Below are 24,909 nucleotides of genomic sequence, written 5' to 3' on the forward strand. Positions count from 1 at the left end.
TCCTCTTTTGTGAACTTGCGCTAAGGGAACCCCATGACAATAAAGCCTATGATTATTCTGCCGGACCCGGTGTTGCGCAAAGTGTCTGAACCCATCGAGCGTATCGATGATGACCTGAAGAAGCTCGCCGGTGATATGCTGGAAACCATGTATGAAGCGCCGGGAATTGGCCTCGCTGCCATTCAGGTCGGCGTGCCGCGTCGTCTGCTTGTGCTGGATGTCAGCAAGGATGAGGACGACAAAGACCCCAAAGTCGTGATCAATCCGACGATCCTGTCGTCGTCGGATGACCGTTCGGTGTATGAAGAGGGATGTCTTTCGATTCCTGAATTCTACGCCGACGTCGAGCGTCCGGCAGAGGTCACCGTGCGCTATACTGATCTTGATGGCAAAGAGCAGGAAGTGACGGCCGATGGTCTGTTCGCGACCTGCCTCCAGCATGAGATTGATCATCTCGATGGAGTGCTTTTCATTGATTACCTGTCACGCCTGAAACGGGACCGGGTCATCAAGAAATTCACCAAGGCTTCCAAGCAGAATAAGCTCTGAATTTCAGGGCTTCGACAAGCCAGGCTCCGGCCTGTCTGGGCTATTCAGGCATTGAGGCGAACACGGAAGAGGTGCAGCATGGCGTTAAAAATCATCTTTATGGGAACGCCGGATTTTTCTGTCCCGACGCTGAGGGCGCTTGCCGATGCCGGTCACGACATCGTGCGTGTCTACACCCAGCCGCCGCGTGCGGCGGGAAGGCGGGGGTTGAGCGCGGTGAAGACACCTGTGCATCAGGCCGCAGAACTGCTCGGGCTTGAGGTTCGCACACCGCTGAACTTCAAAGATGAAGCGGAGCGCGCAGATTTCAGGGCGCTTGATGCAGATGTGGCGATTGTTGTGGCCTACGGTCTGTTGCTTCCCGAGGCGATCCTTGACGGCACGCGGTTCGGCGCATTCAACGGGCATGCCTCGCTTCTTCCGCGCTGGCGCGGTGCAGCACCCATTCAGCGGGCAATCATGGCGGGCGACAAAGAGACCGGGATGATGGTAATGCGCATGGAAAAGGGGCTGGATACCGGCCCTGTTGCCATGACTGAAGCTGTCGAGATCGGTGCCAATATGACTGCCGGGGAGCTGCATGACCGTTTGATGCAGACAGGTGCACGCCTGATGGTGCGGGCGATGGATAAGCTGGAAGCCGGTGATTTGCCTTTGACGCCGCAACCGGAAGAGGGCGCCGTTTATGCCCGTAAAATCGACAAGGCCGAAACCCGGATTGATTTTTCTGCGCCAGCCAGGTCTGTACACGATCATATTCGCGGGCTGTCGCCGTTTCCGGGGGCATGGATGGAGGTACCGCGCGGCCAGAAAGCAGATCGTGTGAAGGTGCTTGCCAGTACTGTTGCTGAGGGCTCCGGGCCAGCAGGAACTGTGCTGGACCAGTCTGGTCTTGTCATCGCCTGTGGTTCCGGCGCGGTGCGTCTGACACGGCTTCAAAAGGCCGGTGGCAAGCCTCTTGATGCTGCAGATTTTCTGCGCGGCACCTCGCTGGAAGCGGGGACGGTGCTCGCCTGATGCCGCGTTATCGCATGACAGTGGAATATGACGGAACCAGTTATGTCGGCTGGCAGCGTCAGGATAACGGCGCATCCGTTCAGGGCAGCCTTGAGGAGGCCGTGCATGGCCTCACGCAGGAAAGCGTAACCATTCGCGGCGCAGGGCGGACGGATTCCGGCGTGCACGCACTGGGGCAGGTAACCCATCTGGATTTGATGCGGAACTGGAGCGAATTTCAGTTGCTCAATGCCATCAATGCGCATCTCAGAATGGCCGGGCACGGCATTGCCGTGGTGGACGTGAAACAGGTCAGTGACGATTTCGATGCTCGGTTTTCTGCGATCAAAAGGCATTATCTTTACAGGATCATCAACCGTCGCGGCCATCTTGCGCTAGAGAAAAAACGTGCCTGGTGGGTTCCAAAGCCCCTGAATCATGAGCGCATGCATGAGGCGGCGCAGCGGTTGATCGGGCATCATGATTTCACGACATTCCGCTCTGTACATTGTCAGGCCAACTCGCCGATGCGTACACTGGACCGGCTGGATGTGAGCCGCAATGGCGATGTTATTGAGATCAGGGCTTCGGCACAAAGCTTTCTGCACAACCAGATCCGTTCTTTTGCCGGAACGCTGAAGCTTGCCGGCGAAGGCAAAGTCTCAGCCGACGACGTTGAGGGCATGCTTGAAGCGCGCGATCGCAAAGCCTGCGGGCCGGTTGCGCCGCCCGACGGGCTGTTCTTTCTTCAGGTCGATTACCCCGGCGACTGACGCTATCACCCTGACGATTTGTATATTCTCAGATGATGCGCAATCAGATTTTGCGGTTGTCTGCACAGCCATAATTCTATATTTCTATAAATCTGGATATATTGAATTATGAGGGCCGATATGCCGGTAACAATCTATCACAACCCGAATTGCGGAACGTCGCGGAACGTTCTTGCGATCATCCGTCAATCCGGCGAAGAGCCGGAAGTGATCGAGTATCTGAAAAACCCGCCATCGCGTCAAAGACTGGTTGACCTGATCAGCCGTATGGGGATCGGCGTGCGCGACCTTTTGCGGCAAAAGGGAACGCCTTACGCTGAGCTGGGCCTGGATGATCCGGCCTTTTCTGATGAGCAGTTGATTGACGCGATGATGGAGCATCCGATTCTCATCAATCGACCAATTGTCGTAACTGAAAAGGGCGTAAAGCTCTGCCGTCCATCTGAAACCGTGTTGGAAATCCTGGCAAACGCTGACATCGGAGTCTTTTCCAAAGAAGATGGCGAGGTGGTCATTCCAAAGCAGACAGGTGGCTGAATATGCAGGAAGAGCACCCCGAAAATGATATGCCTGCGCTGGATACAGCATCTTTTCAGCCCATTGATCAGCAGCGCCTTTTTGCGGGTGACACATCCGATCATCCGCCGCGTGTTCTGATGCTTTATGGCTCTTTGCGCGATCGCTCCTATTCGCGACTGCTGACCGAGGAGGCCGCACGCATATTGCAGGCCTATGGAGCAGAGGTGCGGATCTTTAACCCAGAAGGCCTGCCCGTTGTCGGTGGAGCTGACGAAAGTCACCCGAAAGTGCAGGAATTGAGAGAACTTTCATTCTGGTCGGAAGCGCAGGTTTGGTGTTCTCCTGAGCGTCACGGCGCCATGAGTTCAGTTTTCAAGATGCAGATTGACTGGCTGCCGCTTTCACTCGGCGGTATGCGTCCGACGCAGGGACGGGTTCTGGCTTTGATGCAGGTTTGCGGCGGCTCGCAGAGCTTCAACACCGTCAACCAGATGCGGATCCTCGGGCGATGGATGCGCATGGTGACCATTCCGAACCAGTCATCGGTTCCGAAAGCCTTTAACGAATTTGAAGACAATGGCCGGATGAAACCTTCGCCGTTTTACAATCGCATGGTCGACGTGATGGAAGAGCTGATGAAGTTCACACTACTGCTCCGCGGCCGAAGCGGCTATATGACGGAACGGTATTCCGAGCGTGTCGAGAGTGCGGAAGCGCTTTCAAAGCGGGTCAATCAGAAAGCGCTCTGACGTTTTTCTAGCTTGGATCGAAAGACTGGCCATCGACGCAAGTAATGTCTGCTGCATTGGGCTGACGTGTCAACATTGCGTAACTCGCGCGTTCGGTCTTGCTATCGCAGACCGGACGCTGGATCGCTGCATAGCCTTTATCTTCAAGGCAGCGGTTGATCACGCGGCTGCGAAGGTTTCGGTTCGTATCGTAAGACTGGCTGGTGATCGGCGTGGTATAGCCACCGACCTCTGTACAATAGGTTTGATTTCCATCTGTATCACAGTCGACATATCCCGGCATGCTGTAGCCGCCGGACACTTCTGTCACCATGTTTTGCGGAACTTCTTTCAAGGCCTTGATGACGCACTGATCATAGGCTTCCTGCCGCTGGGAGCGTGTGCTGCCTTCTTTATAGAGAACGTTAAGGGGGCCGGTCTGACAGGCAACCAGGGCAAGACCCATTGATAGCGGCAGCATGAATCGAAACACTTTAGCCCTCCCTGACAACCCAGAATGCACGTCAACGATTAAGCCGGCGCCTGAGAATGTCAACCGGTTCCGTTTCCGTCCGTTCAAAGGCCCCCGATATAGCGCATTCCGATATCTGAAATGAGCAATGCGATAATCGAGGCCGAGACAATGGCTGCCGCCGTTGGCATGAGGCGATTTTCCATCAGCACATAGACGATACGGATTTCAAATACGAAGGCACCAAGAACGATGACCTGAAGGAAGAGGAGCACGATCTCTGAAAGAATGCCTAAATCGCTGGCAATGAGTGCAATGGCGATGGCGGCTATGACGTTAACCGGAAGGCTCATCCAGTTACTGGCAATCACAAGCCGCGGAAAAGATTTCGGCAGTGCCGCGATCATGCAGATCACACCGAAAACAACGAGCGGGACAACCCAGCTCAATCCCTCGACAAGAGCTGTCCTGATAACGGTACGAATGTCCGCGGCGAAGGCTAAGTGCTGCTGTTCGGCCAGCGTGAACATGGTTGTCATCATCATGAATGGCATGCTGAGCGCCATGGACCAGAACGAGCGCTTCAGCCCGCGTTCCGTGAAATCGAGATAACGCCCGGCTGAAGGATCACCTTTGAAAAGGCGCCAGAGACCGCGCATGTAAAACAGGATTTCAGCGACCGACGGCACGAGCGAACCACCTCCCGATGAAATTTTGATAAATGACGGTCAGCGTTTCAAGATCACTGACCGGCACATGTTCGTCGATTTTATGCATGGTCTGGCCGACTAGTCCGAACTCGACGACGGGGCAGTAATCCTTAATGAAACGGGCATCAGACGTTCCCCCGGTGGTCGAAAGCGATGGCATCTTCCCGGTGACGGCCTCAATGGCCTCTGACAGTGAGCCGGCAAGTGCGTCATTGCGCGTCAGAAACACCGGGCTCGGGCGGCCAAGCCATTCGATGTCGAATGTGGCCGCTTGTTTTCCCGATCGCAGGGACAAATCCTGAGCAGCCCGCTGAAGGCGGCTGACGATCTCGTTTTGAAGTGTCTCTGTCGTCCAGCTGTCGTTGAACCGGATGTTGAAGACAGCAGAGACATGATCCGGTATGACGTTCGTGGCGCTGTTGCCGGTATCAACGGATGTAACTTCGAGATTGGACGGAGGGAAACGGTCATTGCCATTGTCATATGCTTTCCCCATCAGGGACTGAAGCATTGCTGGCAAGGCGCGAAGCGGATTGTCGGCGCGGTCCGGATAGGCAACGTGTCCCTGCGTGCCTCGGATGGTGATCCGGCCAGACAGGGAACCGCGGCGTCCGACCTTGATCATCTCGCCAAGCACATCCGGGTTGGTTGGCTCGCCGACCAGTGCTGCATCCCAGCGTTCGCCGCGCTCATCCGCCCATTTCAGGAGTTTGTCCGTGCCGTTGATGCTGGGGCCTTCTTCATCGCCTGTGATCAGCAATGAGACCGAGCCGGGAGGCGGGCCATTTTCTTCGATATGGCGGGCGAGGGCCGCGATGAAGCAGGCGATGCCGCCTTTCATATCAACCGCGCCACGGCCAAAAACCCGGCCATTATCGATGTCAGCGGAAAAAGGAGGATGCGACCACAGTGCATCATCACCTGTCGGCACGACATCTGTATGACCGGCAAACATCAGATGCGGGCCATCGCTGCCGAAGCGGGCATAAAGGTTTTCGACATCCGGCGTGTTTTCATCCTTTGCGACCATACGCTGAACATGGAAACCCATTGGAGACAGCATAGCCTCAAGGGCATCAAGCGCGCCGCCTTCTTCCGGTGTTACCGAAGGGCAGCGGATCAGTGTTTGCAGATTGGATACGGGGTTACGCACGGTCATGGTCAGTCGTTATGGGCTCTGGATGATACAGAAAAGGCGGAGGGCTGATACCTTCCGCCTTGCGATAATGGCCGACAATCAGTCGCGCAGCAATTCGTTGATGCCGGTTTTCGAGCGGGTTTTTTCATCGACGCGTTTGACGATGACGGCACAATAGAGGCCGGGACCAGGCTGGCCGTTGCCCATGGGCTTTGCAGCTGGCAGTGATCCGGCGACGACGACAGAATAAGGCGGCACTTCGCCGAATGTGATTTCACCGGTCGCACGATCAACAATCTTCGTCGACTTGCCGATGAAGACGCCCATGCCCAGAACCGAGCCTTCGCGCACTATGCAGCCTTCGACAACTTCCGAACGGGCGCCGATAAAGCAATTGTCTTCAATGATCGTCGGGCCTGCCTGCATAGGCTCCAGAACGCCGCCAATGCCAACGCCGCCGGAAAGGTGTACATTCTTGCCAATCTGGGCGCAGGAGCCGACAGTGGCCCAGGTATCAACCATCGTGCCTTCGTCAACATAGGCGCCGAGGTTAACGAATGATGGCATCAGCACAACACCCGGTGCGACGTAAGCCGAGCGGCGCACAACAGCATTCGGGACAGCACGGAAACCGGCCTGACGGAAATTTTCATCACCCCATCCGTCGAATTTTGATGGAACCTTGTCCCACCATGTTGCGGTGCCGGGGCCGCCGGGAATCGTTTCCATATCGTTGAGACGGAAAGAAAGAAGGACAGCCTTCTTGAGCCACTGGTTTACGGCCCAGTCGCCGCTTTCGCCACGCTCGGCAACACGCGCCTTGCCGCTGTCGAGCAGGTTCAGTGATTCTTCAACGGCATCCCGCACTTCACCGCGTGTCGTTGTGGTGATCTCGCCGCGATTTTCGAAAGCGGTTTCGATGGTTTGCTCAAGAGACGTGAGGTCGGTCATGGTCTGTCCTTTGCCTGTCGCGGTCGATGCGCGCTCATGATCTGATGCGGCACAGCGCACCGCAAAAACGTTACCAAACGCTCTAAGCGAGGCTTGGCAATGCGTCAATCTTTGCGGCGGGTAAAGGCATCTGTGAGGTTGGCGGGAAAGGTCAGTCGGGTTTGATTTTACGCAATAGATTTGAACCGCTCGGCTGATTTCAGTGGATGCAGGGGCAGGCCGTTGGCCCTGAACAGTGAAACCTTGCCGGACGTCAGTGAGGGTGAATGAAGTACTCTCAGCATCCGGTCTGAATGCTGAGAGGCATCGGTGGTCGAACATCAGCGCATTGCGCGGGCCGGGAATTCATCGGTTGTGATGATCATGTCTTTGTTGCGGTCCATGCGCAAAAACATCTGGCTTGCGGCCTTGGTGAATTCGTCTTCAGTGACCTGCTGATTTCCATCAAGGTCCGCGCGGACGAACAGCGTGTTTTTCATATGTCCCTGTCTGTTGGCGGGCTGCATTCTTTGGCCGCCGGGCATTCCCTGCTGCCCGTTGTCGGCATTGAGTGCCATCTTGCGGCTCCCATCCCGCGGACAATCTGCGGAAAGCGATCTTCTGTTCCCGGCCAGTTGACTTCCCGTGCCTTTCTGGTTGCCATTGAGCGCCATATTGTCAGCACCGGCGCCTGAAAACTGTTTTGAAGCACCCACGTTCATTCTCTGCTGATGAAACGCCGCAAACTCCTCCGGAGTGATGCTCCCATCACTGTCCGTATCAATTTCGACAAAGCGATCACCTCGTTGTGGGGTGAGCCTGTCCCATGTGAAGCCTGGCATCGCCGAAGCGCCAATCATGATGGTCGTGGCAATTACAGTCAGTGTCTTTCCGGTCATGGTTCTGGTCCTCGTTATATGGTGACACGGAAAGAATAGATGAGTCTTCTTTGTGGAAATACTTAATTGAAGGCAATGTAGGGTGAAATATGTGTAATGAATTAATTGCTAATCATCAATAAACCCGGAAATGATGGACTGAACAAAATCAGATAAATGCTCAGTAACGTAATCGATATGCGCAGTATGCTCGCCAATGCGCTCAAAGGCCTGTGCCAAACCATAGTCCAGATTTTCCGGAACCACGAGAATCGTTTTCATCCCAAGCCGGTTGGGTGTTTCTAGATTGCGTGGCAGGTCCTCGAACATGGCTGCATGGGCGGTATCGACACCTGAGCGCTTCAGGAAACGTTCGTAGGCTTCAGCAGATGGCTTTGGTGTATATTCCGAAGCGACGATATCGAAGATATCGTCAAACTGATCGAGAATTCCGAGCGCTTCGGCCGTTTTTTGCGCGTGCGCTGTAGAACCATTGGTGAAGATAAATTTGCGACCCGGAAGTGCCGCGATCGCAGAGCCGAGAGCCCGATCCGGCTTCACCACAGAGTAGTCAATAGAATGGGCTTTCTCCAGAAAGTCATCCGGGTTGACGCCGTGATTGATCATCAGCCCCTGCAATGTCGTGCCGTGGTCGCGGTAGTAATCTTTTTGAAGCTTGCGCGCTTCCTCTGGCTCCATGGAGAGCAATGCGGCGACGTAGGCAGTCATGTTCCTGTCGATCTGGGAGAACAGGTCGATGGAATGAGGATAGAGCGTATTGTCGAGGTCAAAGACCCAGTCTTTGACATTCACGAAATCTGCTTTTTCGGGGTGCTTTTTAGGATCAGTCATGAAGTCTCTGTTTCATACCCGTGCGGAGCAAGGGCTTTTGTGCAGCTTTACCGGCACTACCGGTTTTTAAAACGATGTGCTATTCCACAATCATGTTTGCAAGTGGGCATTATAATTGCGCTTTGACAAGCGCCTTTGTGTTGCAGGATCGGAAACGGTTGCCTGCCCGCTTTTTTGCGTCGTTTTGCGGCGCAGTCCGTGGAAAGCTTCATACGGAATTTGCCTGACCGGAACGGTTTCCGGTTCTACCGAATATCAGTGACACTTGTCCGGCCCGCGGCTCGTCCAGTGGTTCGATACCGGCATTTGGTTCCTTTTTCCGCACGCGCTTATCCAAATGCCGGAATCAAAAGAACCGCTAGCTAAGTTTATGTTTCTAGTGGAATTTTCGATTTTGACATTTGAAACTATCACTGGCGGCAGGCGGAATTCAAATGTCAAATTCATTCCATTAGTCTGAAAGACCGAGCTTCGTACCCGCCATCGATGACGAAGGCAATTTCCATGGAACTCTGGATCCTCATCACATTTGCATCCGCCTTTCTGCAGAATATGCGCTCCGGCTTGCAGAAATACCTGAAAGGGCGAATGGCCACTCTGGGCGCGACGTTTACCCGCTTTGGCTTTGGCCTTCCTTTCGCGGCGCTTTATCTCGCAATCCTGGTATTCGGGCTTGGCCGCGAGATACCATCGCCTAACGAGGCTTTCGCGATCTGGGCACTGATCGGTGCTTTCAGCCAGATTGGTGCAACGTTTTTGCTTGTCTATCTGTTTTCGTTTCGCAATTTCGCCGTTGGTACAGCTTACTCAAGAACAGAGCCGGCGCAGGCAGCGATCATCGCTTTCCTGTTTTTCGGAGCGCAGATTTCGTTCGTCGCAATCGTTGCGATTGTGATTTCGGTTTCCGGAGTGATGCTGATTTCGCTTTCGCGCAATGCTGCCGGGGTTCGGCCTTTCTTGGGCGGACTTGCAAGCCGAACGGCTGCTATTGGTATTGGATCAGGAACGTTGTTTGCGCTTTCGGCTGTGGCCTATCGTGCTGCATCTCTGTCTCTGGCCGGTAGTCTTGAACGTCCGGACAGTGTCATGCAGGCGGCTTTCACCCTGCTTGTGGTGATAACAGTGCAGACCGTTTCGATGGGCGTCTGGATGCTCGTCTTTAACCGGGATGAGCTGACAAACGTGTTCAAGGCCTGGAAGCCGGCTCTGGCAGTCGGTTTCGTCGGTGCGACTGCCTCATTCGGTTGGTTTACGGCCATGACATTGCAGCAGGCAGCGCTGGTAAAGGCGGTCGCACAGGTCGAAATGCTTCTTTCACTGGCAACGTCAGCGATTATCTTCCGCGAGCGGATTACCAAGCCGGAGCTGGCAGGCTGTTCTCTGATCGTGATCGGAGTTCTGGTGCTTCTTGTCTCGTGAACACCATGAAAAGATCGCCTCAAGCTGACATATACTTGGCGTTGCTGACCACTGAATTCCCGAACTGATGCTCAGCTGGCGGGCAGGGCAGATACTGCCCGGGCTTTTTCAAAGAGCATCAGTTATATGATTGTCATGGGTCTGGTTGTATTTCTAACCGCGCTGTTGCTTCCTTTCGTTGTATCCATTGATAAACGGGAAGAACGCGGCCTCTTCTCAGGATAGGGGATTTCTTGCATTTGACTTTTGGTGTTTCATGACCCAATTCGAAATCTGGTAGCGCTTGCCGCAGAGGGTAGCCGTCGTGCCGATTCCTATCCGCAGCATGCCCTGATTCATTGTTTTTAAAATCGCAGGAGAATAGTGCGTGGCTTCAATTTCGAATGCGACGACGCCAACAAGCGTTCAAGAAACCGGAGAAAATCCCGAACGCTGGATTGCTCTTGCAGTACTGCTGAGTGCAGTTTTCATGAATATGCTGGACGTTACGATTGTGAACGTCGCCTTGCCTTCAATCCAGGAAGGATTGAACGCCTCCAGCACTGCGATTGAGTGGATTGTCGCTGGCTATGTGCTGGTGTTTGCGCTGGCACTCCTGCCGTTTGGAAGGCTTGGCGATATTATGGGCAAGAAGAACGTTTTTCTTGTCGGTGTGGCCTGCTTTACAATCGGTTCCGCTCTTTGCGGCCTTTCGCATACCACGGGTATGTTGGTCGCCTCACGTTTTTTTCAGGGATTTGCCGCTGCGATCATGACTCCACAGGTGCTGGCGCTGGCACAGGTGATGTTTTCGTCGAGTGAGCGCGCGCGTGCGTTCAGCTTTTTTGGCATGACGGCTGGCCTTGCTACAGTCAGCGGGCCTGTAATCGGTGGTCTCCTGATTGATCACGATGTGTTCGGTCTGGGCTGGAGAGCGATTTTCCTGATTAATCTGCCAATCGGGGTGCTTGCTGTACTTGCAGGCTGGAAGCTGGTTCCGTCAACGCCACGCAGACCGGGCGCGCGCAATGATTTGCCGGGCATTATCCTCATCGCGGTTGCCATGTTTATGCTGATTTTTCCGCTGGTTGAAGGCCGAACTTACGGCTGGCCCTGGTGGTGCTTCGCGTTGATGATCGGTGCCATTCCGCTGCTGTCGGCTTTTGTGTTGTGGGAACGTAAGCAAAGCCGGTTCAACGCACCTCAGCTTCTTTCATACTCGCTTATGAAGAACCGTAATTTCATGCTTGGTGGTTTGATGTCTCTGTTCTTCTTCTCCACCATGCCTGGTTTCTTTCTTTGTCTTGCGCTGTTTCTGCAGGTCGGTTTCGAGTTCAGTCCACTGAAATCCGGGCTTACAACAGTGCCGTTTTCGCTCGGCGTGCTCATCGCGTCGCTGATCAGCGGCAGGCTTGGAACCCATGGTCTGAAGCTGCGCGTGATCGGCGGCGTCATCGTTCTGGGAATCGGGATATTCTGGCTGCGCGCTTATGTTCTGTCTGTTGAAAATGCCGTTTCGCACTGGGCTGTCTTCTTGCCACTTCTGACCGGTGGTCTTGGACTTGGCGTGGCGATCGCCTCGATTTTTCAGCTCGTTCTGTCCGGCGTCCCCCATGACGATGCTGGTGCAGCCTCGGGCGCATTGCAAGCTGTGCAGCAGTTGGGCGGCGCCTTTGGAATTGCAGTCGTCAGCCAGATATTCTTTCCGCGCCTTGCTGCGCTCATGGATGTCGGATCGGGCCTGCACATGGCATATGTCGAAGCGTTTTCGCGCGCGATGATTTATAATCTCGCCGGCTATATCGTCGTGGTTTTCATGGCTGTGCTGCTTTCGCCCGGCAAAACGGAGCAGAATAATGATGTGCTTGAAGAGCCCGCGCACCTTGGCTGATGCGCGGGAGAAGCCTGTCAGCGGACGATAAGTGTGCCAGCTCCACCTTTGGTCAGGATTTCAAGCAATACGGCGTGCTTGACCTTGCCGTTTAAAATAACGACACCTTCGACCCCGGCCTCTATAGCCTCAATGCAGGTTTCAACCTTCGGGATCATGCCACCTGAAATCGTTCCGTCGGCGATCAGCTCACGGGCCTGGGATACGGAAAGCTCCTTGATGAGTTCTCCATGCTTGTCGAGCACACCGGGAACATCGGTGAGAAACAGCAGGCGAGTGGCACGCAAAGCGCCTGCAATCGCGCCGGCAAATGTGTCTGCGTTGATATTGTAGGTATGTCCGTCATTGCCGGGCGCCACCGGGGCAATAACCGGTATCATCTCCGATTTGGCAAGAAGATCGAGCAGGGTGGTGTCGACATTGACCACTTCACCGACAAAGCCAAGATCGAGAATGCGTTCGATGTTGGAATCCGGATCAATAACGGTTTTCTTGGCTTTTTCGGCGAAAACCATATTGCCGTCCTTGCCGCAAAGTCCGATGGCCCACTCACCGGTCTGGTTGATGAGTGCAACGATTTCCTTGTTGATCGAGCCCGCCAGCACCATTTCAACAATTTCCACGGTTGCCTGATCCGTGACACGCAGGCCGCCTTCGAACTTCGACTCGATGTTCATGCGTTTCAGCATGCTGCCAATTTGTGGTCCGCCACCATGAACGACAATCGGGTTGACGCCGGATTGCTTCAGAAGAGCGACATCGCTTGCAAATGCATGACCCAGCTCGGCATCGCCCATGGCATGGCCGCCATATTTCACGACGATTGTCTTGTTTTCATATTTCTGCATGTAGGGCAGGGCCTGCACTAGGAGCCGTGCCTGCTGTTCATTTTCCGACAGTGTCATGAATGTCCCCGGATTTAGATCGCTTGTCGCGGCTTTTTAGCGCATGTCTTCGCCAGAGTGAATATTCTTCACCTGGTTATCTGCAAAGACTGCTTGCCGCAGCAGGAAACTGCCCTACCATTAATATGGTCGGGTTTGGGGAAGGATACCGGTTTTGAGGGCGAGTGAAGATCTGGCTGAATTGATTGCAAGGGTGGCAATGCAGGACCGCACCTCTTTTTATGCGCTCTATCAGCGCATGAGCCCGAAACTTTTTGCCATTTGTATTCGTATTCTGGGTGAACGCAGCGAGGCGGAAGATGCCTTGCAGGAAATATTTGTGCGGATCTGGCAGCGGGCTGGAACATATTCAGCTGATGGACGCTCGCCGTCTGGATGGCTGTCGACGATTGCGCGCAATCATGCCATCGACCGTCTTCGCCAGAGAAAGCCTGTTTCGAAAGATATCGAGGAAGCCTTCGACCTTGCCGATGATGCTGACGACCCCGAACAGTCTGCGCATATGAAAAGCGAGGGACGACGCATCGATCATTGCATGGATGAACTTGAGCCGGATTGTGCGTCTGCTGTGAAAGAAGCATATGTTTCAGGTTTGAGCTATCAGGAGCTTGCGGAGCGCTATACCGTTCCGCTGAATACAATGCGAACCCGGCTGCGCCGCAGTCTGATGAAACTGAAAGAGTGCCTGGAACAATGAGTACGCCGGGAGACATCAATGGTGAAGAGCCACGCGATGACGTGATCGCGGCTGAGTATGTTCTCGGTCTGCTTTCATCGCAGGAAAGGCACGCGGCTGAGAGGCGAATGCGGCAGGATCGCGCGTTCGCCACGTTGGTATATGACTGGCAGGTCACTCTGGAAACACTCGACAGCGCCTATGGCGCGGAAATGCCGCCCGCATCGGTTCTGGGAAAGATCGAAGACCGCCTGTTCGACTCGGCAATGAAGGCTGAGAACAAACGTGACTTTCTGGCCGGTATGTGGAATTCGATTGCCCTCTGGCGCGGCGTTTCAGTCGCGGCGGTCATTTTGGTCGCTGTCACTTTTATATATCAGGGCACTCCCTTCGTCGGACAGAAACCGGGCTTTGTTGCAGAGCTAAGCGGTGAGGATAATGCTGTTAATCTGGTTGCGCGCTACAATGCCCGAAACGGCGTTGTAACGGTTACGCCCGTTGCAGCAGGTGCTGCCAACGAGCGTTCTCTTGAACTCTGGCTGGTTGAAGACGAAAACCCGCCGGTTTCGCTTGGGGTTCTGCCCCAGAGCGGGGAAGGTGAGCTGAAGGTGCCGCGCGACATCAAGGCTGATATCGGAGCTGGTGCGTATTTTGCAGTCAGTATCGAGCCTTATGGCGGTTCGCAGACCGGCCAGCCAACCGGGCCTGTGATCGCCGTTGGCGAGCTTCAGTCGCTTTAGAAGGCATCCGGCTGCGCCGCATGCGGAAAAGAAAACTGTTTTTCTGAAACTCTTTTTCTTTCAGATCCGTCTCTTGAAGGTGTCCGGCCACGGAAAAAGCCGTCGCCGGGCTTATTCAAGAGTTTTACGCCTGAGAGGAGAAAATCATGCTGAATTCTTTGAAACGTTCCGGCCTCGCTGCCGCACTGATCGCCGGTTCCGCTGTTGCGACCTTCGCAGCAAATCCGATGGTTGGCGGCGCTGAAATGTACCCTGATAAAAATATCGTTGAAAATGCCATGAACTCGGCGGACCATGAAACGCTTGTTGCTGCTGTCAAAGCCGCTGGACTTGTGGAGACTCTTCAGGGAGAGGGGCCGTTCACCGTTTTCGCTCCGACAGATGAGGCTTTTGCTGCGCTGCCGGAAGGGACTGTCGACACCTTGCTGAAACCGGAGAACAAGGAGCAGCTTGTTAAAGTCCTGACCTGCCATGTTGTTTCAGCTGATGCAATGTCATCTGCGATCCAGAAAATGATCGCAGATGACGGCGGTGAGCATGATGTACCAACCGTTGGCGGTTGTACTTTGAAGGCCAAGGAAATGGACGGTACGATTATGCTGACGGATGAAGAAGGCCGTACCGCCCATGTGACGATCGCAGATGTCAAACAGTCGAACGGCGTGATTCATGTGATCGACAAGGTTCTTCTGCCAGCGAGCTGACCAGTTGCAATAACTTTGAATACGAAAAGGGGAGCACAGTGGCTCCCCTTTTTATCGCTACGCATCGTCATTTTCGGAAATCACGATGTTTAGATTCAACGGGTCAGAGCGTCCTTTGTGCATCCGAATGGATGCATGGCGCTCTGGTGAAGTTAATCTTAGCCTTCTACTGTGGTCAGGATCGCCTGCCGGAGTTCATCCAGGCCCCTGTGCTTCTCTGAAGACGTTGCCAGAACCTCCGGAAATGCGGCAGGGCGTTTGCGGATCGTCTCGGCCGTGATGTCGAGCAATCTGGCGAGGCCTGGCGCTTTAATCTTGTCCGTTTTCGTCAGCACGATCTGGTAGGAAACAGCTGCCTTATCGAGAAGGCTCAGGACCTCTTCATCGTTCTTCTTGATGCCGTGACGGGCGTCGATCAGCACATAAACGCGTTTCAGGGTGGCACGACCACGCAGGTAATCGAAAACAAGACGTGTCCACGCATCCACCTGTGCTTTGGGTGCCTGCGCATAGCCATAGCCTGGCATATCGACCAGCGCCATCGGTGGCAGGTCATCGCCTTCGCCTGAGTAGCCATCAGGCACGAAGTAGTTCAGCTCCTGTGTCCGGCCGGGCGTGTTTGATGTGCGGGCCAGACCTTTCTGTCCGATCAGCGCGTTGATCAGCGATGATTTGCCGACGTTGGAGCGTCCGGCAAATGCGACTTCGGCAGGGCCTTCCGGTGGCAGAAATTTCATGGATGGCACACCACGGATAAAAATCCACGGGCGGTTGAAAAGAGGGGCTGCCGGCTGGGACTGGTTCATTCTTAAAATCTTCTTCGAAAAGGAAAGCCCCGACGGGTTAGGCCGGGGCTTGGAGCGTTCAGCTATTCCGACGTGGCCTTCTTGCGACGGAACAGACCTTTCAGATTATCGAACAGCTCAATCTTCACGCCGTGGCGTTTCATAATGATCGACTGCTGCAGAATCGAAAGTGAGTTGTTCCATGCATAGTAGATCACCAGACCGGCGGGGAACTTTGCCAGCATGAAGGTGAAAACCACCGGCATCCAGTTGAAGATCATCGCCTGTGTTTTATCCGGCGGTGTCGGGTTCATGCGCATCTGCATCCACATGGTGATACCCATGATAATCGGCCATGCACCGATCATCAGCACCGCTGGCACTGCAAAGGGCAGAAGACCAAACAGGTTGAAGACGCTTGTCGGATCCGGCGCAGAGAGGTCCTGAATCCAGCCAAAGAATGGCGCGTGACGCATTTCGATGGTGACGTAAAGAACCTTATAGAGCGCGAAGAAGATCGGGATCTGGATCAGTACCGGCCAGCACCCGGCAACAGGATTGATCTTTTCCTTTTTGTACAGCTCCATCATGGCCTTTTGCAGGCCCATGCGGTCATCACCATACTGCTCTTTCAGCGCCGCCATCTGCGGCTGCACGCGCTTCATGTTTGCCATCGAGGCGTATTGCTTGGATGCAAGTGGGAAGAAGAGGAGCTTGATGATCACGGTGGTGATCAAAATGGCAACACCGAAGTTTCCGACCATGTGATAAATGAAGTCCATCAACTGGAACAATGGCTTCGTGATGAACCACAGCCAGCCCCAGTCAATCATTCGGTCAAACAGCGGGATATTATACTGCTTCTGGTAATCGGTCAGAACGTTGGTTTCTTTCGCACCGGCGAAAACCATGGTTTTCAGCTCGGCTGTCTGTCCGGCCGCAACGGTCAAGGGATCATTGTCGCTGTAGTCAGCCTGATAGCGGCTGCGGCCATCGGTGAAGTGCGAGAAACGAACATCATAGTTGATGCTGGACTGCGGAACGATCGCGCCGCCCCAGTATTTGTCAGTCAGACCGAACCAGCCACCGGAGGCACCGTTATAGGTCAGATCTTCCTTCTCAATGGATTTATAATTATCTTCCGTAACGCCATCGTCGGGACCCATGACACCGAGAAAGCCTTCATGAAGAACCCATGCAGACGGGCCTTCCGGCTTGTTGAAGCGCGTCAGTCTCCCATAGGGCGAAACGGTTACATCATTCGAGCTGTTGTTGGTGACCTTGTCGTCGACGGTGATCATATACTCATCGTCGATGGAGAAGGTCCGGTGGAAGGTCAGGCCGGAATCGTTTGTGTAGGAAATTTCGACCGGTGTCGAGGGTGTCAGCTGATCGCCATTTTCCAGCGTCCAGACTGTCTGCGGACCAGGCACCTTGCCTGAATTGCTGCCCTGCACAAAGCCGAGTTCCGCAAAGTATCCGTTTTCGGTATTTGCGGGAGCGAACAGCGTGACGATCGGGCTCGATTTGTCGACAGTCACATGATAATTTTTGAGTTTAACATCATCAATGCGGGCGCCTGCCAGATTGATCGAACCTGCCAGCGATGGCGTGTCGATTTTCACGCGCGGGGCGGTTTCAGTCTGGGTTCCGCTCTGGCTCAACACCGCATCCGAAGAGCCGCCGACGGCGGTTCCTGTCGTTGTGCCGGTATTGGAAGCACTGCCTGAATTTGACGTTGTCTGCTGCTGCGCGGCTTCCTGTTGCTGCGCAAGTTCTTCTGCTTTGCGCTGCTCTTCGAGCCGCGGCCCCATGAATAAAAACTGCCAGGCCAGTACGACCAAGACAGTCAGCGCGATCGCAATGATAGAATTGCGGTTATTTTCCATCTTTTCTTCCTGGTTCGGCGCCCTGGCGGCTCCGTCCGGTTCGAGGCGGTTTTGAAATCCGCGTCTTCAGCTCTTCGACCAGCGCCGTGAATGGGGCTTCAAGCACATCCCGGCGGCCAACCACGACATAATCGTAACCGGGCTGCATTGCAAACCCGGCGGCAAGGCGTACTGCCTCTTTGAGGCGGCGGCGCATGCGGTTGCGCTCAGCTGCATTGCCCTGTCGCTTCGTAACAGTGAAACCGACACGCGGTGCGGATGAAGGTTCTTTGCGGTCGAGCACTTCCAGCAGAAAGTACTTTCCCTTGTGCCGTTCGCCTTTCTGAACGGCCAAAAACTGCGGACGGCTTTTCAGCCGCCCGACAGTCATTTCGGAATACATATCCGTCTTATGCCCGGCCATTACGGGCAAAAGGCCTTAGGCCGACAGACGCTTGCGCCCGCGGGCGCGGCGTGCTGCGAGAACCTTACGGCCACCTTTTGTTGCCATGCGCGAACGGAAGCCGTGGCGACGTTTGCGGACGAGCTTTGAAGGCTGGTAGGTACGCTTTGTGGACATTTATTTAAATACCGCGGTGTGCGGCCCTTCTTGGTTTGCTGCGATTTTAACTGCAGCAGTTTAAGCGTGTGGTTTTGAAAACAGTCCCGATCAGGTGCCCGCAGAACGCTGGCTGGAACCGAAACTGCGCGGCTTATACGGGAAATGCAGCGAAAATGTCAATTGCGTGCTGGTTTTGCCTCGCTTTCGTCCCGTTTACCGGTTCGAAAGCACTGGTTTTCAGTTTCATAAGCTTCATATAAGCTGCCAAGATCTTCTTTAACGCCGGAGAACGATGATGTGGCGCTCTGAACGCCAGCCCGGAGAAAGCCAGCATAATATGAAGGCTGAGACAGCGGCTGCAATGCCGGGCTTTATTGCTGGACTTTCCGGGAAAATTCTTGCGCTGACAGTCGGCATCATCATGGTCGCCGAGGTGGTTTTCTTCGTGCCTTCCCTTGCCAGTATGCGGTTACGCTGGCTGGATGACCGGCTGAACACGGCCGCCGCCGCAGTGACTGTGATTGACGGTCTTCAGCCACTCGAACTGCCTCAGGGGCTTCAGGATGACACTTTGATGGCCACCGGCACCAAGGCGATCGTTCTCAGAAAAGACGGGACATCTCAACTGCTGGCGATGGCCGATATGCCGCCGGAGATCAGTGCCACTTATGATCTGGCGCATGTCGGGCCGGTACAGGCGGTGCTTGATGCATTCGATACCCTGCTGTTTGGCGGCAATCGTACGATTCGCGTGCTCGATCAGGTTGGTGAAAGCGCAGCTGTTATCGAGCTGGTGATGTCGGATTATGAACTGCGGCAGGCACTTCTTGTGTATGCGCGCAATATTTTTCTGCTGAGCATTCTGCTGTCTTCTGTGACGGCCATGCTTGTTTTCTTTCGTCTCAATTCTTTGATTGTTCGCCCGCTGCGTCGTCAGATCGCGAGCATGGAAACGTTTTCCGAGCGCCCCGAAGAGGCCGACAGCGTTTTCAGGCCATCGGATAATGAGGATGAGCTTGGTGTGGCCGGGCGCCACCTGTCTTTCATGCAGCTTGAGCTTCAAAGAACCTTACGCCAGCAAAAGCGGCTGGCTGAGCTTGGTCTGGCGGTGTCGAAAATCAATCATGATATGCGCAACATTCTCGCGTCTGCCCAGCTGATGTCGGATCGCATTGCCGGAACAGATGATCCTGTGGTCAAGCGTATCGCGCCAAAGCTTTTGAGAGCCATCGACAGGGCCGCCGGTTATTCTCGCTCCGTTCTGAGCTATGGTCAGGTTTCGGAAGCTGAACCCAATCGTGAGCGAATTGATTTCAGTGCGCTTGTGAACGACGTTCGCGACTATCTCGATCTTTCGGCTGACGCGCAGATTGAATGGATCAATCTCGTTCCTGATGGCCTTGAGGTGGATGCCGATGCCGATCAGATTTTCCGCGTTGTGTTCAATCTCTGTCGCAACAGCGCTCAGGCGCTGGAGCAGCAAGCCAGACAAAGGCGCGACTCGCTTAATTGCCTTACAGTATCAGCGGTGAGGCACGGCAGCGTGGTTTCGATCTCTGTCGACGATACCGGCCCGGGAATGCCGCAAAAAGCGAGAGAGAACCTGTTCGCGGCGTTTCGGGGATCGGCGCGCTCCGGCGGGACAGGTCTTGGGCTTGCAATCGCCAGAGAGCTGGTGCTTGCGCATGGGGGAACCATCGCGCTTGTGGAAAAGGCAGGACAGGGCACCTTGTTTCGCATTGAAATTCCGGACCGGCCAGTCTCGCTGGAGACTTACCGCAATGAAAGCGTATGATTGATCGTCCGGTGAGGCGGCGCAAAGCAGCGAATCTATTTAAATATATGATTTCATTTAGTTTAGCTTGTTTAAAATGGCGGTCTTGATGGTGCCAGCGTCCACAGGCTCTGAACTGTTTAAGGCGGGAACGTGCGATGCAGCATTCGAAATTTTGGGTCGAAAGTCCCATATTCCCGGCCTTGTCTTGCGGTGTTTCAGAAAAATGACAAAAAACTCTTCAATACCGCTTGCATTTGAAATCGGGAGCATCTAGAAGCCCTTTCACACGCCGCAGACAACAGCGGCGGGCCTGAAAAGGCAAGCGCTCGTAGCTCAGCTGGATAGAGCACCAGACTACGAATCTGGGGGTCGGGAGTTCGAATCTTCCCGAGCGCGCCATTTTTCCAAGGGAAATTGTTATCGCATTTGAGTGAAGCCTTGGAAAATAGTGCGCATGGCTGTTCGTGTTTTTCCGATGAAAAGCTGATTTCTCTATAAGCTGGTCGCATGGCAGAGCAAACGTTCTCAGACTCCGGAGATCGCGATGCCTGCTACATCAAATGTGTCTTCCCCAGAAAATCGTGGTGGCGCTTCAACGCGTCAGGTCGAGGAGGCTCCAGCAGCCACAGCCGATCGGGGCGCTGCCCGGTTGAATGCAGGAAGGCGATCGTCCGAACCTGACGTTTTCGACTCCGATCCTGCTCCGAAAATCACGCAGGTTTTTGCAAATGTCGCGGATGAGATTCTGCGTAGGGTGAACACCAAAGATCTGAGTAGCCTGGCTTGTGTTGACGCCGGTATTGCGAAGCGGCCAAATCACGCATCGACGCTTTTTGGGGGAGAGGGTGCTCGCTATCACAGGGAAAACGCATGCCGGCAGCTTGTTTCCGGACTCAAGAGTGATTCCGCGCAAAGTCGAGCAAAAGCCGGTCGCCAACCATCCTATTTTCAGACGGTCCAGAAGGCACTCGAAATGGTTGTGAACGGGTTTTCGGTCAATGGGCGTCACTTTGCATTCAGCTCGGAGCAGAAGGCCAGAATTCTTTCGAGTGTCGATATTGGCCGTATCCCTCCCTTATCAGCACACGAGAACACGCTCGCCAAACAGGACGGTACGAGAGCCCGGCGGCGTGAGGTCATTGAACAGATTCTGGAAATCACGAGGCAAAATTTCGCGGCCGGCGCGTCATTGGGCAAGCACGGCGAAGATGTGCTTTCAAACCTGTGTTCAGGAGTTCAGTCTGTCGCGCCCGATGGTGATCGCGATATACTCATGAGAATACGTTCGCTGATGAAAGAGCATACAGATTTTGGCCTGAAATCACTTTCTGCTTTGGCAGACGCTGCTATTCACCTTGCGTCTGAAGATGACTTCACTGAGGTCAGCCGTCTCGTCCTGTTGCAGGATTCCGATCAGCTTTCGGAAGCGGATCGTGCTTCACTATTGTCAGAACAGGTGCCTGCTTTTCTGAGTGACAGAGATGTTGAAACTGCCGGTGACAGAGCGCTTGCGTTTGATGATGTCAGGGCGCTTACAACCAAAGTAAATGCAATGCAGAGCGATGATAGCTGGAAGTTGGCTTTCCAGCCTGTTATGTCCGGCGTCCTGGCGCTTCTTCGTGAGCGGGCACTTCCGGCCGATGTCTATGGTGAGCAGCTGCGTGATATCTCAAACCTCCCGCGGGAACGGCAGACAGATGCCTATATGACGATTGCAGACAGCTTGTCCGACGATCTGGCAGCAGATGAAACCTATCAACGGTTCGGTGCCAGTCTTCTGAACCAGCACAGTCTGCTGAGCCACCCGGATCGAAACCGGGTTTTGCATACCATGCTGCGGTCGGCAGATATGCTAAATCCGCATAATGCCAGAGCATTGTTCAGCAAGGTCGTTGCTGCCGCCAGCCCCAGCGCCGGAGATGTGCCAGACAGAGCCACCGCCAGATTGCAGGACGCCTTGATCGATTCTTTACCGATGCTTCATAATCAGGAGCCGGCAGCATTTGAACATCCTCTGGGTGAAATTGTCACTCATATCAGAAGAAACCCTGCTGTTCGTCAGCAACAGCTGAACACGCACCTTCGGCAGGTGCTGCAGACTAATCCTGCGATGGCGGCCTTTACTGAAATAGCTTTCTGGCACTGAAGATGCTTTTAGCGCTGCGTCAGGTTTCTGTGCGGCATTGCGAGGAAACGGATAACGCTTCGTCTCTTCCTGCTGGTAACTTGCTACAACCTCCAAGGCTAAAAACAGTGGCATCGCAATCTTGTGTTTATGTAATATATTTACAACCAATGGCAGCAGATCCGAGGTTGCGGCACGCGGAGGAGATGTCGTACGCCTTTAAATGTTGAACCTTCGCGGCCCAGGCGCGTTCTTTACAGCATCGTGCTTTCCGAAAATCGGAATCGATTTTCGGAAAGCACGATGCGTAGATTCAAAAGGTTAGGGCGTCCTTTATGCATCCGAATGGATGCTCGGCACTCTAGCGACAGGCCCGATGCGGGGGATAAGTATGTTTTTGAAATTTGAGAAACCTATAAGAGGGAGAAAGTTGGTGATTTCTTTCAAGCACAGCAGTGCCATCGCTGGTGGTGTTCTGGCTTTTGCAAACCTTGTATCCGCACCACAGTTTGCCATGGCAGATGATGCCAGGCCGGGAGAGGGCGTAAGCATCACGATTGCTCAGGCCAATGACGACACCGGCTGGATTATTACCGAAGTTTACAGCCAGCTTCTGGCTGAACTTGGTTATGACATGCAGGAACCGCTGAACAGCAACATCCCTGTTGCCTATCAGGCCGTTTCACAGGGGAGCGCAGACTTTTATTATGATGGCTGGCTGCCACTTCATAACGTTTATCTGAACCAGCCTGGCTTTAACGCGAAACCGATTGGCTACGTGGTCAAGCAGGGCGCGCTGCAGGGCTATCTGGTCGACAAGGCTTCGGCTGACAAGTTCGATATCAAGACGCTGGACGATTTCAAGCGGGATGACGTCAAGGAAGCCTTTGACCGCAATGGCGATGGCAAAGCCGACCTCGTTGCCTGTCCGCCGGGCTGGGGCTGCGAACTGACGATTAAGCATCAGCTCGATGCATTTGAGCTGCGCGATGACATTAATCCCATCAAGGCCGGTTATTCCGCCTCCATGGCTGATGCGATTGCTGCTTATTCCAATGATGAGCCGATCCTCTTCTATACCTGGACGCCGAACTGGACAGTGAACGAGCTGAAGCCGGGTGAAGATGTTGTCTGGATCCAGACACCAAGCGTCTCTCTTCCGGAAGAACAGGAAGACCTGAAAGATTCGGCCACTGTTGAAGGCATCAAGGGCTGCGTGGCTGACCCGTGCCGCCTTGGCTGGCCGATCAATGATATCCGTATCGTTGCCAATAATGATTTCATCGCCAACAATCCGGTTGCCGCTAAGTTCCTGGAAGAAGCTTCGCTGCCTATCGAATTTATCTACAAGCAGAATGCTGCGATGAAGAATGGTGCCAACACACCGGCTGACCTGCAGAAGCAGGCGGCTGACTGGATTTCCGCTAACCGAGACACAGTCGACGGTTGGCTGGACGACGCACGTTCGGTTGCTCAGTAAGCTTTCTTGGAAACTGGTCGGGCTAAACGCAGTGTCGGCTCTGCCATAACCGAAGATAAGAAAGGAGACGCACGATGCGTCTCCTTTTTGCATTTAATGGGCGTGATTTTATAAGCCGCAGAAAATTTCAGAGTTTGCTGATATAGTCGGCCAGCCGGTCTCCGGCATCACGCAGTTGGTCGGCATTGCGAAGAAAACAAGCGCGGATGAAGGGTTCACCGCCCGGTCCGAACGCCGTTCCCGGAGCCATGCCAACGCCGGTTTTGTCAACGATGTCGAACACAGCTTTGCGGCTATCTGTGAGTCCATCGATCTTCAAAAAAGCATAGAGCGCACCGGTGGGCTTCAGGGTTTCAACGCGGTTGGTCGCAAGCAGCCGGTCACAGAGAATGTCCCGGCCTTCTGCCGCTCTTCTGACGTTTTCAGCGATGACCGCGTCACCATCACGAACAGCAGCGAGCGCACCCTGCTGCATGAACTGGGCAACGCCCGATGTTGTATACTGAACGAGGTTTTCAATCACATCCCCCATCACCGCAGGCGCGACGATCCAGCCGACACGCCAGCCGGTCATCGACCAGTTCTTTGAAAACGAATTGATGAAAACGATGCGATCGCCATCTTCCATGATATCGAGGAAGGAGGGCGCGCGGCCGCCGGCAAAATGGTAAAGCGCATAGATCTCATCTGCCATGATCCATATGCCATGACGGCGGGACAGTTCCAACAGTGCACGCAGGTCATCCAGACTTGCCGTCCAGCCTGTCGGGTTGGCTGGCGTGTTGATGAACATAACCCGCGTTTTGGGCGAAATGGCTGCCTCAACCTTATCGATGTCGAGTGTCCAGCGACCTTCGCTGAAAGATAGCGGCACGCCAACCTGCTTGGCGCCGGAAACACCGAGTGCGGCGACAATGTTCGGCCAGGCCGGGGTAAAATAGATCGCCTCATCTCCGACTTCTGTCAGAGCTTCGACCATCAGTTTGATAGCGTGCATGCCGGAACCGGTCACGAAGACATGCTCGGGGGATAGCTGGGCATTGAAATGGCGGTCATAATAGTCGGCAATCGCCTGTCTCAAATCGGGAATGCCGCGCTGATGTGTGTAGAAGGTTTCGCCATTCGCCAGCGCCTTCTGCGCTGCCTCACAAATGAAAGCCGGCGTTGGCAGGTCGCCTTCACCTGCCCAGAGCGGCAACAAACGGTCTCGCCCGCGCGCATAATTGATAACCTCGACAATGCCACTTTCCGGCGCGTTCTTTGCACGCTCGCTCAAACTGTTCATCAAATCCATGTTGGTCTCCGTGTTAGGACCAGTCTTAAATCTTCTGAATGTCTGTCTGCTATCAATATTTAGCGCTGAACGATTGTTTTTTGTGATGTTGCGTGTGCTGCATCAGTCGCATTTCCAAAAGCACTGCCATGCCATAAAGTTACCCCGTTAAGGGAGAGT

The 24,909-nt window shown here is 54.2% G+C and carries 25 protein-coding genes and 1 tRNA gene; 14 read left to right on the top strand and 12 right to left on the bottom strand.

Annotation, left to right across the window (positions count from 1 at the left end):
• The first annotated feature begins 33 nt into the window (after positions 1-33).
• The 5 genes from def to arsH all read left to right on the top strand — a co-directional run bounded on the left by def (position 34) and on the right by arsH (position 3,586).
• Positions 34-549, top strand: a complete 516-nt coding sequence (gene def / locus EDC90_RS03090; protein ID WP_132308454.1) for a peptide deformylase — start codon at positions 34-36, stop codon at positions 547-549.
• A gap of 78 nt (positions 550-627) precedes the next feature.
• Complete coding sequence (fmt, locus tag EDC90_RS03095) at positions 628-1,566, top strand: methionyl-tRNA formyltransferase (protein ID WP_132308456.1); 939 nt, start codon at positions 628-630, stop codon at positions 1,564-1,566.
• Entirely contained in the window at positions 1,566-2,318 is a 753-nt protein-coding gene (gene truA, locus EDC90_RS03100) for a tRNA pseudouridine(38-40) synthase TruA (protein WP_132308458.1), read from the top strand. Before fmt ends, truA begins: the two co-directional genes overlap by 1 nt.
• Before the next feature lie 120 nt (positions 2,319-2,438).
• Complete coding sequence (arsC, locus tag EDC90_RS03105; RefSeq protein ID WP_132308460.1) at positions 2,439-2,855, top strand: arsenate reductase (glutaredoxin); 417 nt, start codon at positions 2,439-2,441, stop codon at positions 2,853-2,855.
• A gap of 2 nt (positions 2,856-2,857) precedes the next feature.
• Positions 2,858-3,586, top strand: coding sequence for an arsenical resistance protein ArsH (gene arsH / locus EDC90_RS03110; RefSeq protein WP_245510908.1), 729 nt, complete (start codon positions 2,858-2,860; stop codon positions 3,584-3,586).
• Positions 3,587-3,593: 7 nt separating this feature from the next.
• Here arsH and EDC90_RS03115 read toward each other — a convergent pair whose 3' ends face one another.
• From EDC90_RS03115 to EDC90_RS03140, 6 genes are all read right to left on the bottom strand, one after another.
• Positions 3,594-4,058 (bottom strand): hypothetical protein, encoded by a 465-nt coding sequence (locus EDC90_RS03115; protein ID WP_132308462.1) that lies wholly within the window; start codon positions 4,056-4,058, stop codon positions 3,594-3,596.
• Positions 4,059-4,141: 83 nt separating this feature from the next.
• The gene (locus EDC90_RS03120) at positions 4,142-4,726 is read right to left on the bottom strand and encodes a hypothetical protein (protein ID WP_132308464.1); all 585 of its coding nucleotides are present in this window, start codon (positions 4,724-4,726) and stop codon (positions 4,142-4,144) included.
• Positions 4,710-5,906, bottom strand: coding sequence for a succinyl-diaminopimelate desuccinylase (gene dapE / locus EDC90_RS03125; protein WP_132308466.1), 1,197 nt, complete (start codon positions 5,904-5,906; stop codon positions 4,710-4,712). The genes EDC90_RS03120 and dapE overlap by 17 nt, the downstream gene beginning before the upstream one ends.
• 78 nt (positions 5,907-5,984) lie before the next feature.
• Positions 5,985-6,836 carry a 2,3,4,5-tetrahydropyridine-2,6-dicarboxylate N-succinyltransferase gene (dapD, locus tag EDC90_RS03130; RefSeq protein ID WP_132308468.1) on the bottom strand — a complete coding sequence of 284 codons (852 nt, stop codon included), beginning with the start codon at positions 6,834-6,836 and terminating at the stop codon, positions 5,985-5,987.
• A 320-nt stretch (positions 6,837-7,156) separates the two neighbouring features.
• The gene (locus EDC90_RS03135) at positions 7,157-7,714 is read right to left on the bottom strand and encodes an EF-hand domain-containing protein (RefSeq protein ID WP_132308470.1); all 558 of its coding nucleotides are present in this window, start codon (positions 7,712-7,714) and stop codon (positions 7,157-7,159) included.
• A 108-nt stretch (positions 7,715-7,822) separates the two neighbouring features.
• Complete coding sequence (locus EDC90_RS03140; RefSeq protein ID WP_132308472.1) at positions 7,823-8,545, bottom strand: pyrimidine 5'-nucleotidase; 723 nt, start codon at positions 8,543-8,545, stop codon at positions 7,823-7,825.
• A 504-nt stretch (positions 8,546-9,049) separates the two neighbouring features.
• Between EDC90_RS03140 and EDC90_RS03145 the strand changes: the two genes are divergently transcribed.
• Together EDC90_RS03145 and EDC90_RS03150 are read left to right on the top strand one after the other, a co-directional pair.
• Positions 9,050-9,964 carry a DMT family transporter gene (locus EDC90_RS03145; protein WP_132308474.1) on the top strand — a complete coding sequence of 305 codons (915 nt, stop codon included), beginning with the start codon at positions 9,050-9,052 and terminating at the stop codon, positions 9,962-9,964.
• A 367-nt stretch (positions 9,965-10,331) separates the two neighbouring features.
• The gene (locus tag EDC90_RS03150; protein ID WP_245510909.1) at positions 10,332-11,834 is read left to right on the top strand and encodes an MFS transporter; all 1,503 of its coding nucleotides are present in this window, start codon (positions 10,332-10,334) and stop codon (positions 11,832-11,834) included.
• Between the two features lie 17 nt (positions 11,835-11,851).
• Here EDC90_RS03150 and argB read toward each other — a convergent pair whose 3' ends face one another.
• The gene (gene argB / locus EDC90_RS03155) at positions 11,852-12,739 is read right to left on the bottom strand and encodes an acetylglutamate kinase (RefSeq protein WP_132308476.1); all 888 of its coding nucleotides are present in this window, start codon (positions 12,737-12,739) and stop codon (positions 11,852-11,854) included.
• A 199-nt stretch (positions 12,740-12,938) separates the two neighbouring features.
• On the opposite strand from argB, the gene EDC90_RS03160 reads away from it, so the two are divergent.
• The 3 genes from EDC90_RS03160 (at position 12,939) to EDC90_RS03170 (ending at position 14,859) form a co-directional block, all read left to right on the top strand.
• Positions 12,939-13,436, top strand: coding sequence for a sigma-70 family RNA polymerase sigma factor (locus EDC90_RS03160; protein WP_132308719.1), 498 nt, complete (start codon positions 12,939-12,941; stop codon positions 13,434-13,436).
• Positions 13,433-14,155, top strand: coding sequence for an anti-sigma factor (locus tag EDC90_RS03165; RefSeq protein ID WP_132308478.1), 723 nt, complete (start codon positions 13,433-13,435; stop codon positions 14,153-14,155). The genes EDC90_RS03160 and EDC90_RS03165 overlap by 4 nt, the downstream gene beginning before the upstream one ends.
• A gap of 146 nt (positions 14,156-14,301) precedes the next feature.
• On the top strand, positions 14,302-14,859 hold the full coding sequence (locus EDC90_RS03170) for a fasciclin domain-containing protein (protein WP_132308480.1): 558 nt from the start codon (positions 14,302-14,304) through the stop codon (positions 14,857-14,859).
• A 158-nt stretch (positions 14,860-15,017) separates the two neighbouring features.
• On the opposite strand, the gene yihA is transcribed toward EDC90_RS03170, so the two are convergent.
• From yihA to rpmH, 4 genes are all read right to left on the bottom strand, one after another.
• On the bottom strand, positions 15,018-15,665 hold the full coding sequence (gene yihA / locus EDC90_RS03175) for a ribosome biogenesis GTP-binding protein YihA/YsxC (RefSeq protein WP_132308482.1): 648 nt from the start codon (positions 15,663-15,665) through the stop codon (positions 15,018-15,020).
• 62 nt (positions 15,666-15,727) lie between these two features.
• Complete coding sequence (gene yidC, locus EDC90_RS03180; protein ID WP_132308484.1) at positions 15,728-17,533, bottom strand: membrane protein insertase YidC; 1,806 nt, start codon at positions 17,531-17,533, stop codon at positions 15,728-15,730.
• Positions 17,523-17,936: a ribonuclease P protein component gene (gene rnpA / locus EDC90_RS03185; protein WP_132308486.1), complete on the bottom strand. Its 414-nt coding sequence runs from the start codon at positions 17,934-17,936 to the stop codon at positions 17,523-17,525. The genes yidC and rnpA overlap by 11 nt, the downstream gene beginning before the upstream one ends.
• Before the next feature lie 15 nt (positions 17,937-17,951).
• A complete protein-coding gene (rpmH, locus tag EDC90_RS03190; RefSeq protein ID WP_106311648.1) occupies positions 17,952-18,092 on the bottom strand; it encodes a 50S ribosomal protein L34 in 141 nt (46 codons plus the stop codon).
• A gap of 343 nt (positions 18,093-18,435) precedes the next feature.
• On the opposite strand from rpmH, the gene EDC90_RS03195 reads away from it, so the two are divergent.
• From EDC90_RS03195 to proX, 4 genes are all read left to right on the top strand, one after another.
• Positions 18,436-19,869, top strand: coding sequence for an ATP-binding protein (locus tag EDC90_RS03195; protein WP_132308721.1), 1,434 nt, complete (start codon positions 18,436-18,438; stop codon positions 19,867-19,869).
• A gap of 304 nt (positions 19,870-20,173) precedes the next feature.
• Positions 20,174-20,250 (top strand) — tRNA-Arg (locus EDC90_RS03200).
• Between the two features lie 574 nt (positions 20,251-20,824).
• Complete coding sequence (locus tag EDC90_RS03205) at positions 20,825-21,997, top strand: hypothetical protein (RefSeq protein WP_165972717.1); 1,173 nt, start codon at positions 20,825-20,827, stop codon at positions 21,995-21,997.
• Positions 21,998-22,409: 412 nt separating this feature from the next.
• Positions 22,410-23,456 carry a glycine betaine/L-proline ABC transporter substrate-binding protein ProX gene (gene proX / locus EDC90_RS03210; RefSeq protein WP_245510910.1) on the top strand — a complete coding sequence of 349 codons (1,047 nt, stop codon included), beginning with the start codon at positions 22,410-22,412 and terminating at the stop codon, positions 23,454-23,456.
• A gap of 127 nt (positions 23,457-23,583) precedes the next feature.
• Here proX and EDC90_RS03215 read toward each other — a convergent pair whose 3' ends face one another.
• A complete protein-coding gene (locus tag EDC90_RS03215; RefSeq protein ID WP_132308490.1) occupies positions 23,584-24,750 on the bottom strand; it encodes a pyridoxal phosphate-dependent aminotransferase in 1,167 nt (388 codons plus the stop codon).
• Positions 24,751-24,909 lie beyond the last annotated feature (159 nt).

The sequence above is a fragment of the Martelella mediterranea genome (assembly GCF_004342225.1).
GTDB lineage: Bacteria > Pseudomonadota > Alphaproteobacteria > Rhizobiales > Rhizobiaceae > Martelella > Martelella mediterranea_B.

What these genes read in the sequence shown, in the direction of transcription:
- def (WP_132308454.1), top strand. Translation starts at nt 34, where the DNA reads ATGACAATAAAGCCTATGATTATTCTGCCGGACCCGGTGTTGCGCAAA.
- fmt (WP_132308456.1), top strand. Translation starts at nt 628, where the DNA reads ATGGCGTTAAAAATCATCTTTATGGGAACGCCGGATTTTTCTGTCCCG.
- truA (WP_132308458.1), top strand. Translation starts at nt 1,566, where the DNA reads ATGCCGCGTTATCGCATGACAGTGGAATATGACGGAACCAGTTATGTC.
- arsC (WP_132308460.1), top strand. Translation starts at nt 2,439, where the DNA reads ATGCCGGTAACAATCTATCACAACCCGAATTGCGGAACGTCGCGGAAC.
- arsH (WP_245510908.1), top strand. Translation starts at nt 2,858, where the DNA reads ATGCAGGAAGAGCACCCCGAAAATGATATGCCTGCGCTGGATACAGCA.
- dapE (WP_132308466.1), bottom strand. Translation starts at nt 5,906, where the DNA reads ATGACCGTGCGTAACCCCGTATCCAATCTGCAAACACTGATCCGCTGC.
- dapD (WP_132308468.1), bottom strand. Translation starts at nt 6,836, where the DNA reads ATGACCGACCTCACGTCTCTTGAGCAAACCATCGAAACCGCTTTCGAA.
- EDC90_RS03135 (WP_132308470.1), bottom strand. Translation starts at nt 7,714, where the DNA reads ATGACCGGAAAGACACTGACTGTAATTGCCACGACCATCATGATTGGC.
- EDC90_RS03140 (WP_132308472.1), bottom strand. Translation starts at nt 8,545, where the DNA reads ATGACTGATCCTAAAAAGCACCCCGAAAAAGCAGATTTCGTGAATGTC.
- EDC90_RS03145 (WP_132308474.1), top strand. Translation starts at nt 9,050, where the DNA reads ATGGAACTCTGGATCCTCATCACATTTGCATCCGCCTTTCTGCAGAAT.
- argB (WP_132308476.1), bottom strand. Translation starts at nt 12,739, where the DNA reads ATGACACTGTCGGAAAATGAACAGCAGGCACGGCTCCTAGTGCAGGCC.
- EDC90_RS03160 (WP_132308719.1), top strand. Translation starts at nt 12,939, where the DNA reads ATGCAGGACCGCACCTCTTTTTATGCGCTCTATCAGCGCATGAGCCCG.
- EDC90_RS03165 (WP_132308478.1), top strand. Translation starts at nt 13,433, where the DNA reads ATGAGTACGCCGGGAGACATCAATGGTGAAGAGCCACGCGATGACGTG.
- EDC90_RS03170 (WP_132308480.1), top strand. Translation starts at nt 14,302, where the DNA reads ATGCTGAATTCTTTGAAACGTTCCGGCCTCGCTGCCGCACTGATCGCC.
- yihA (WP_132308482.1), bottom strand. Translation starts at nt 15,665, where the DNA reads ATGAACCAGTCCCAGCCGGCAGCCCCTCTTTTCAACCGCCCGTGGATT.
- yidC (WP_132308484.1), bottom strand. Translation starts at nt 17,533, where the DNA reads ATGGAAAATAACCGCAATTCTATCATTGCGATCGCGCTGACTGTCTTG.
- rnpA (WP_132308486.1), bottom strand. Translation starts at nt 17,936, where the DNA reads ATGGCCGGGCATAAGACGGATATGTATTCCGAAATGACTGTCGGGCGG.
- rpmH (WP_106311648.1), bottom strand. Translation starts at nt 18,092, where the DNA reads ATGTCCACAAAGCGTACCTACCAGCCTTCAAAGCTCGTCCGCAAACGT.
- EDC90_RS03195 (WP_132308721.1), top strand. Translation starts at nt 18,436, where the DNA reads ATGCCGGGCTTTATTGCTGGACTTTCCGGGAAAATTCTTGCGCTGACA.
- EDC90_RS03205 (WP_165972717.1), top strand. Translation starts at nt 20,825, where the DNA reads ATGGTTGTGAACGGGTTTTCGGTCAATGGGCGTCACTTTGCATTCAGC.
- EDC90_RS03215 (WP_132308490.1), bottom strand. Translation starts at nt 24,750, where the DNA reads ATGGATTTGATGAACAGTTTGAGCGAGCGTGCAAAGAACGCGCCGGAA.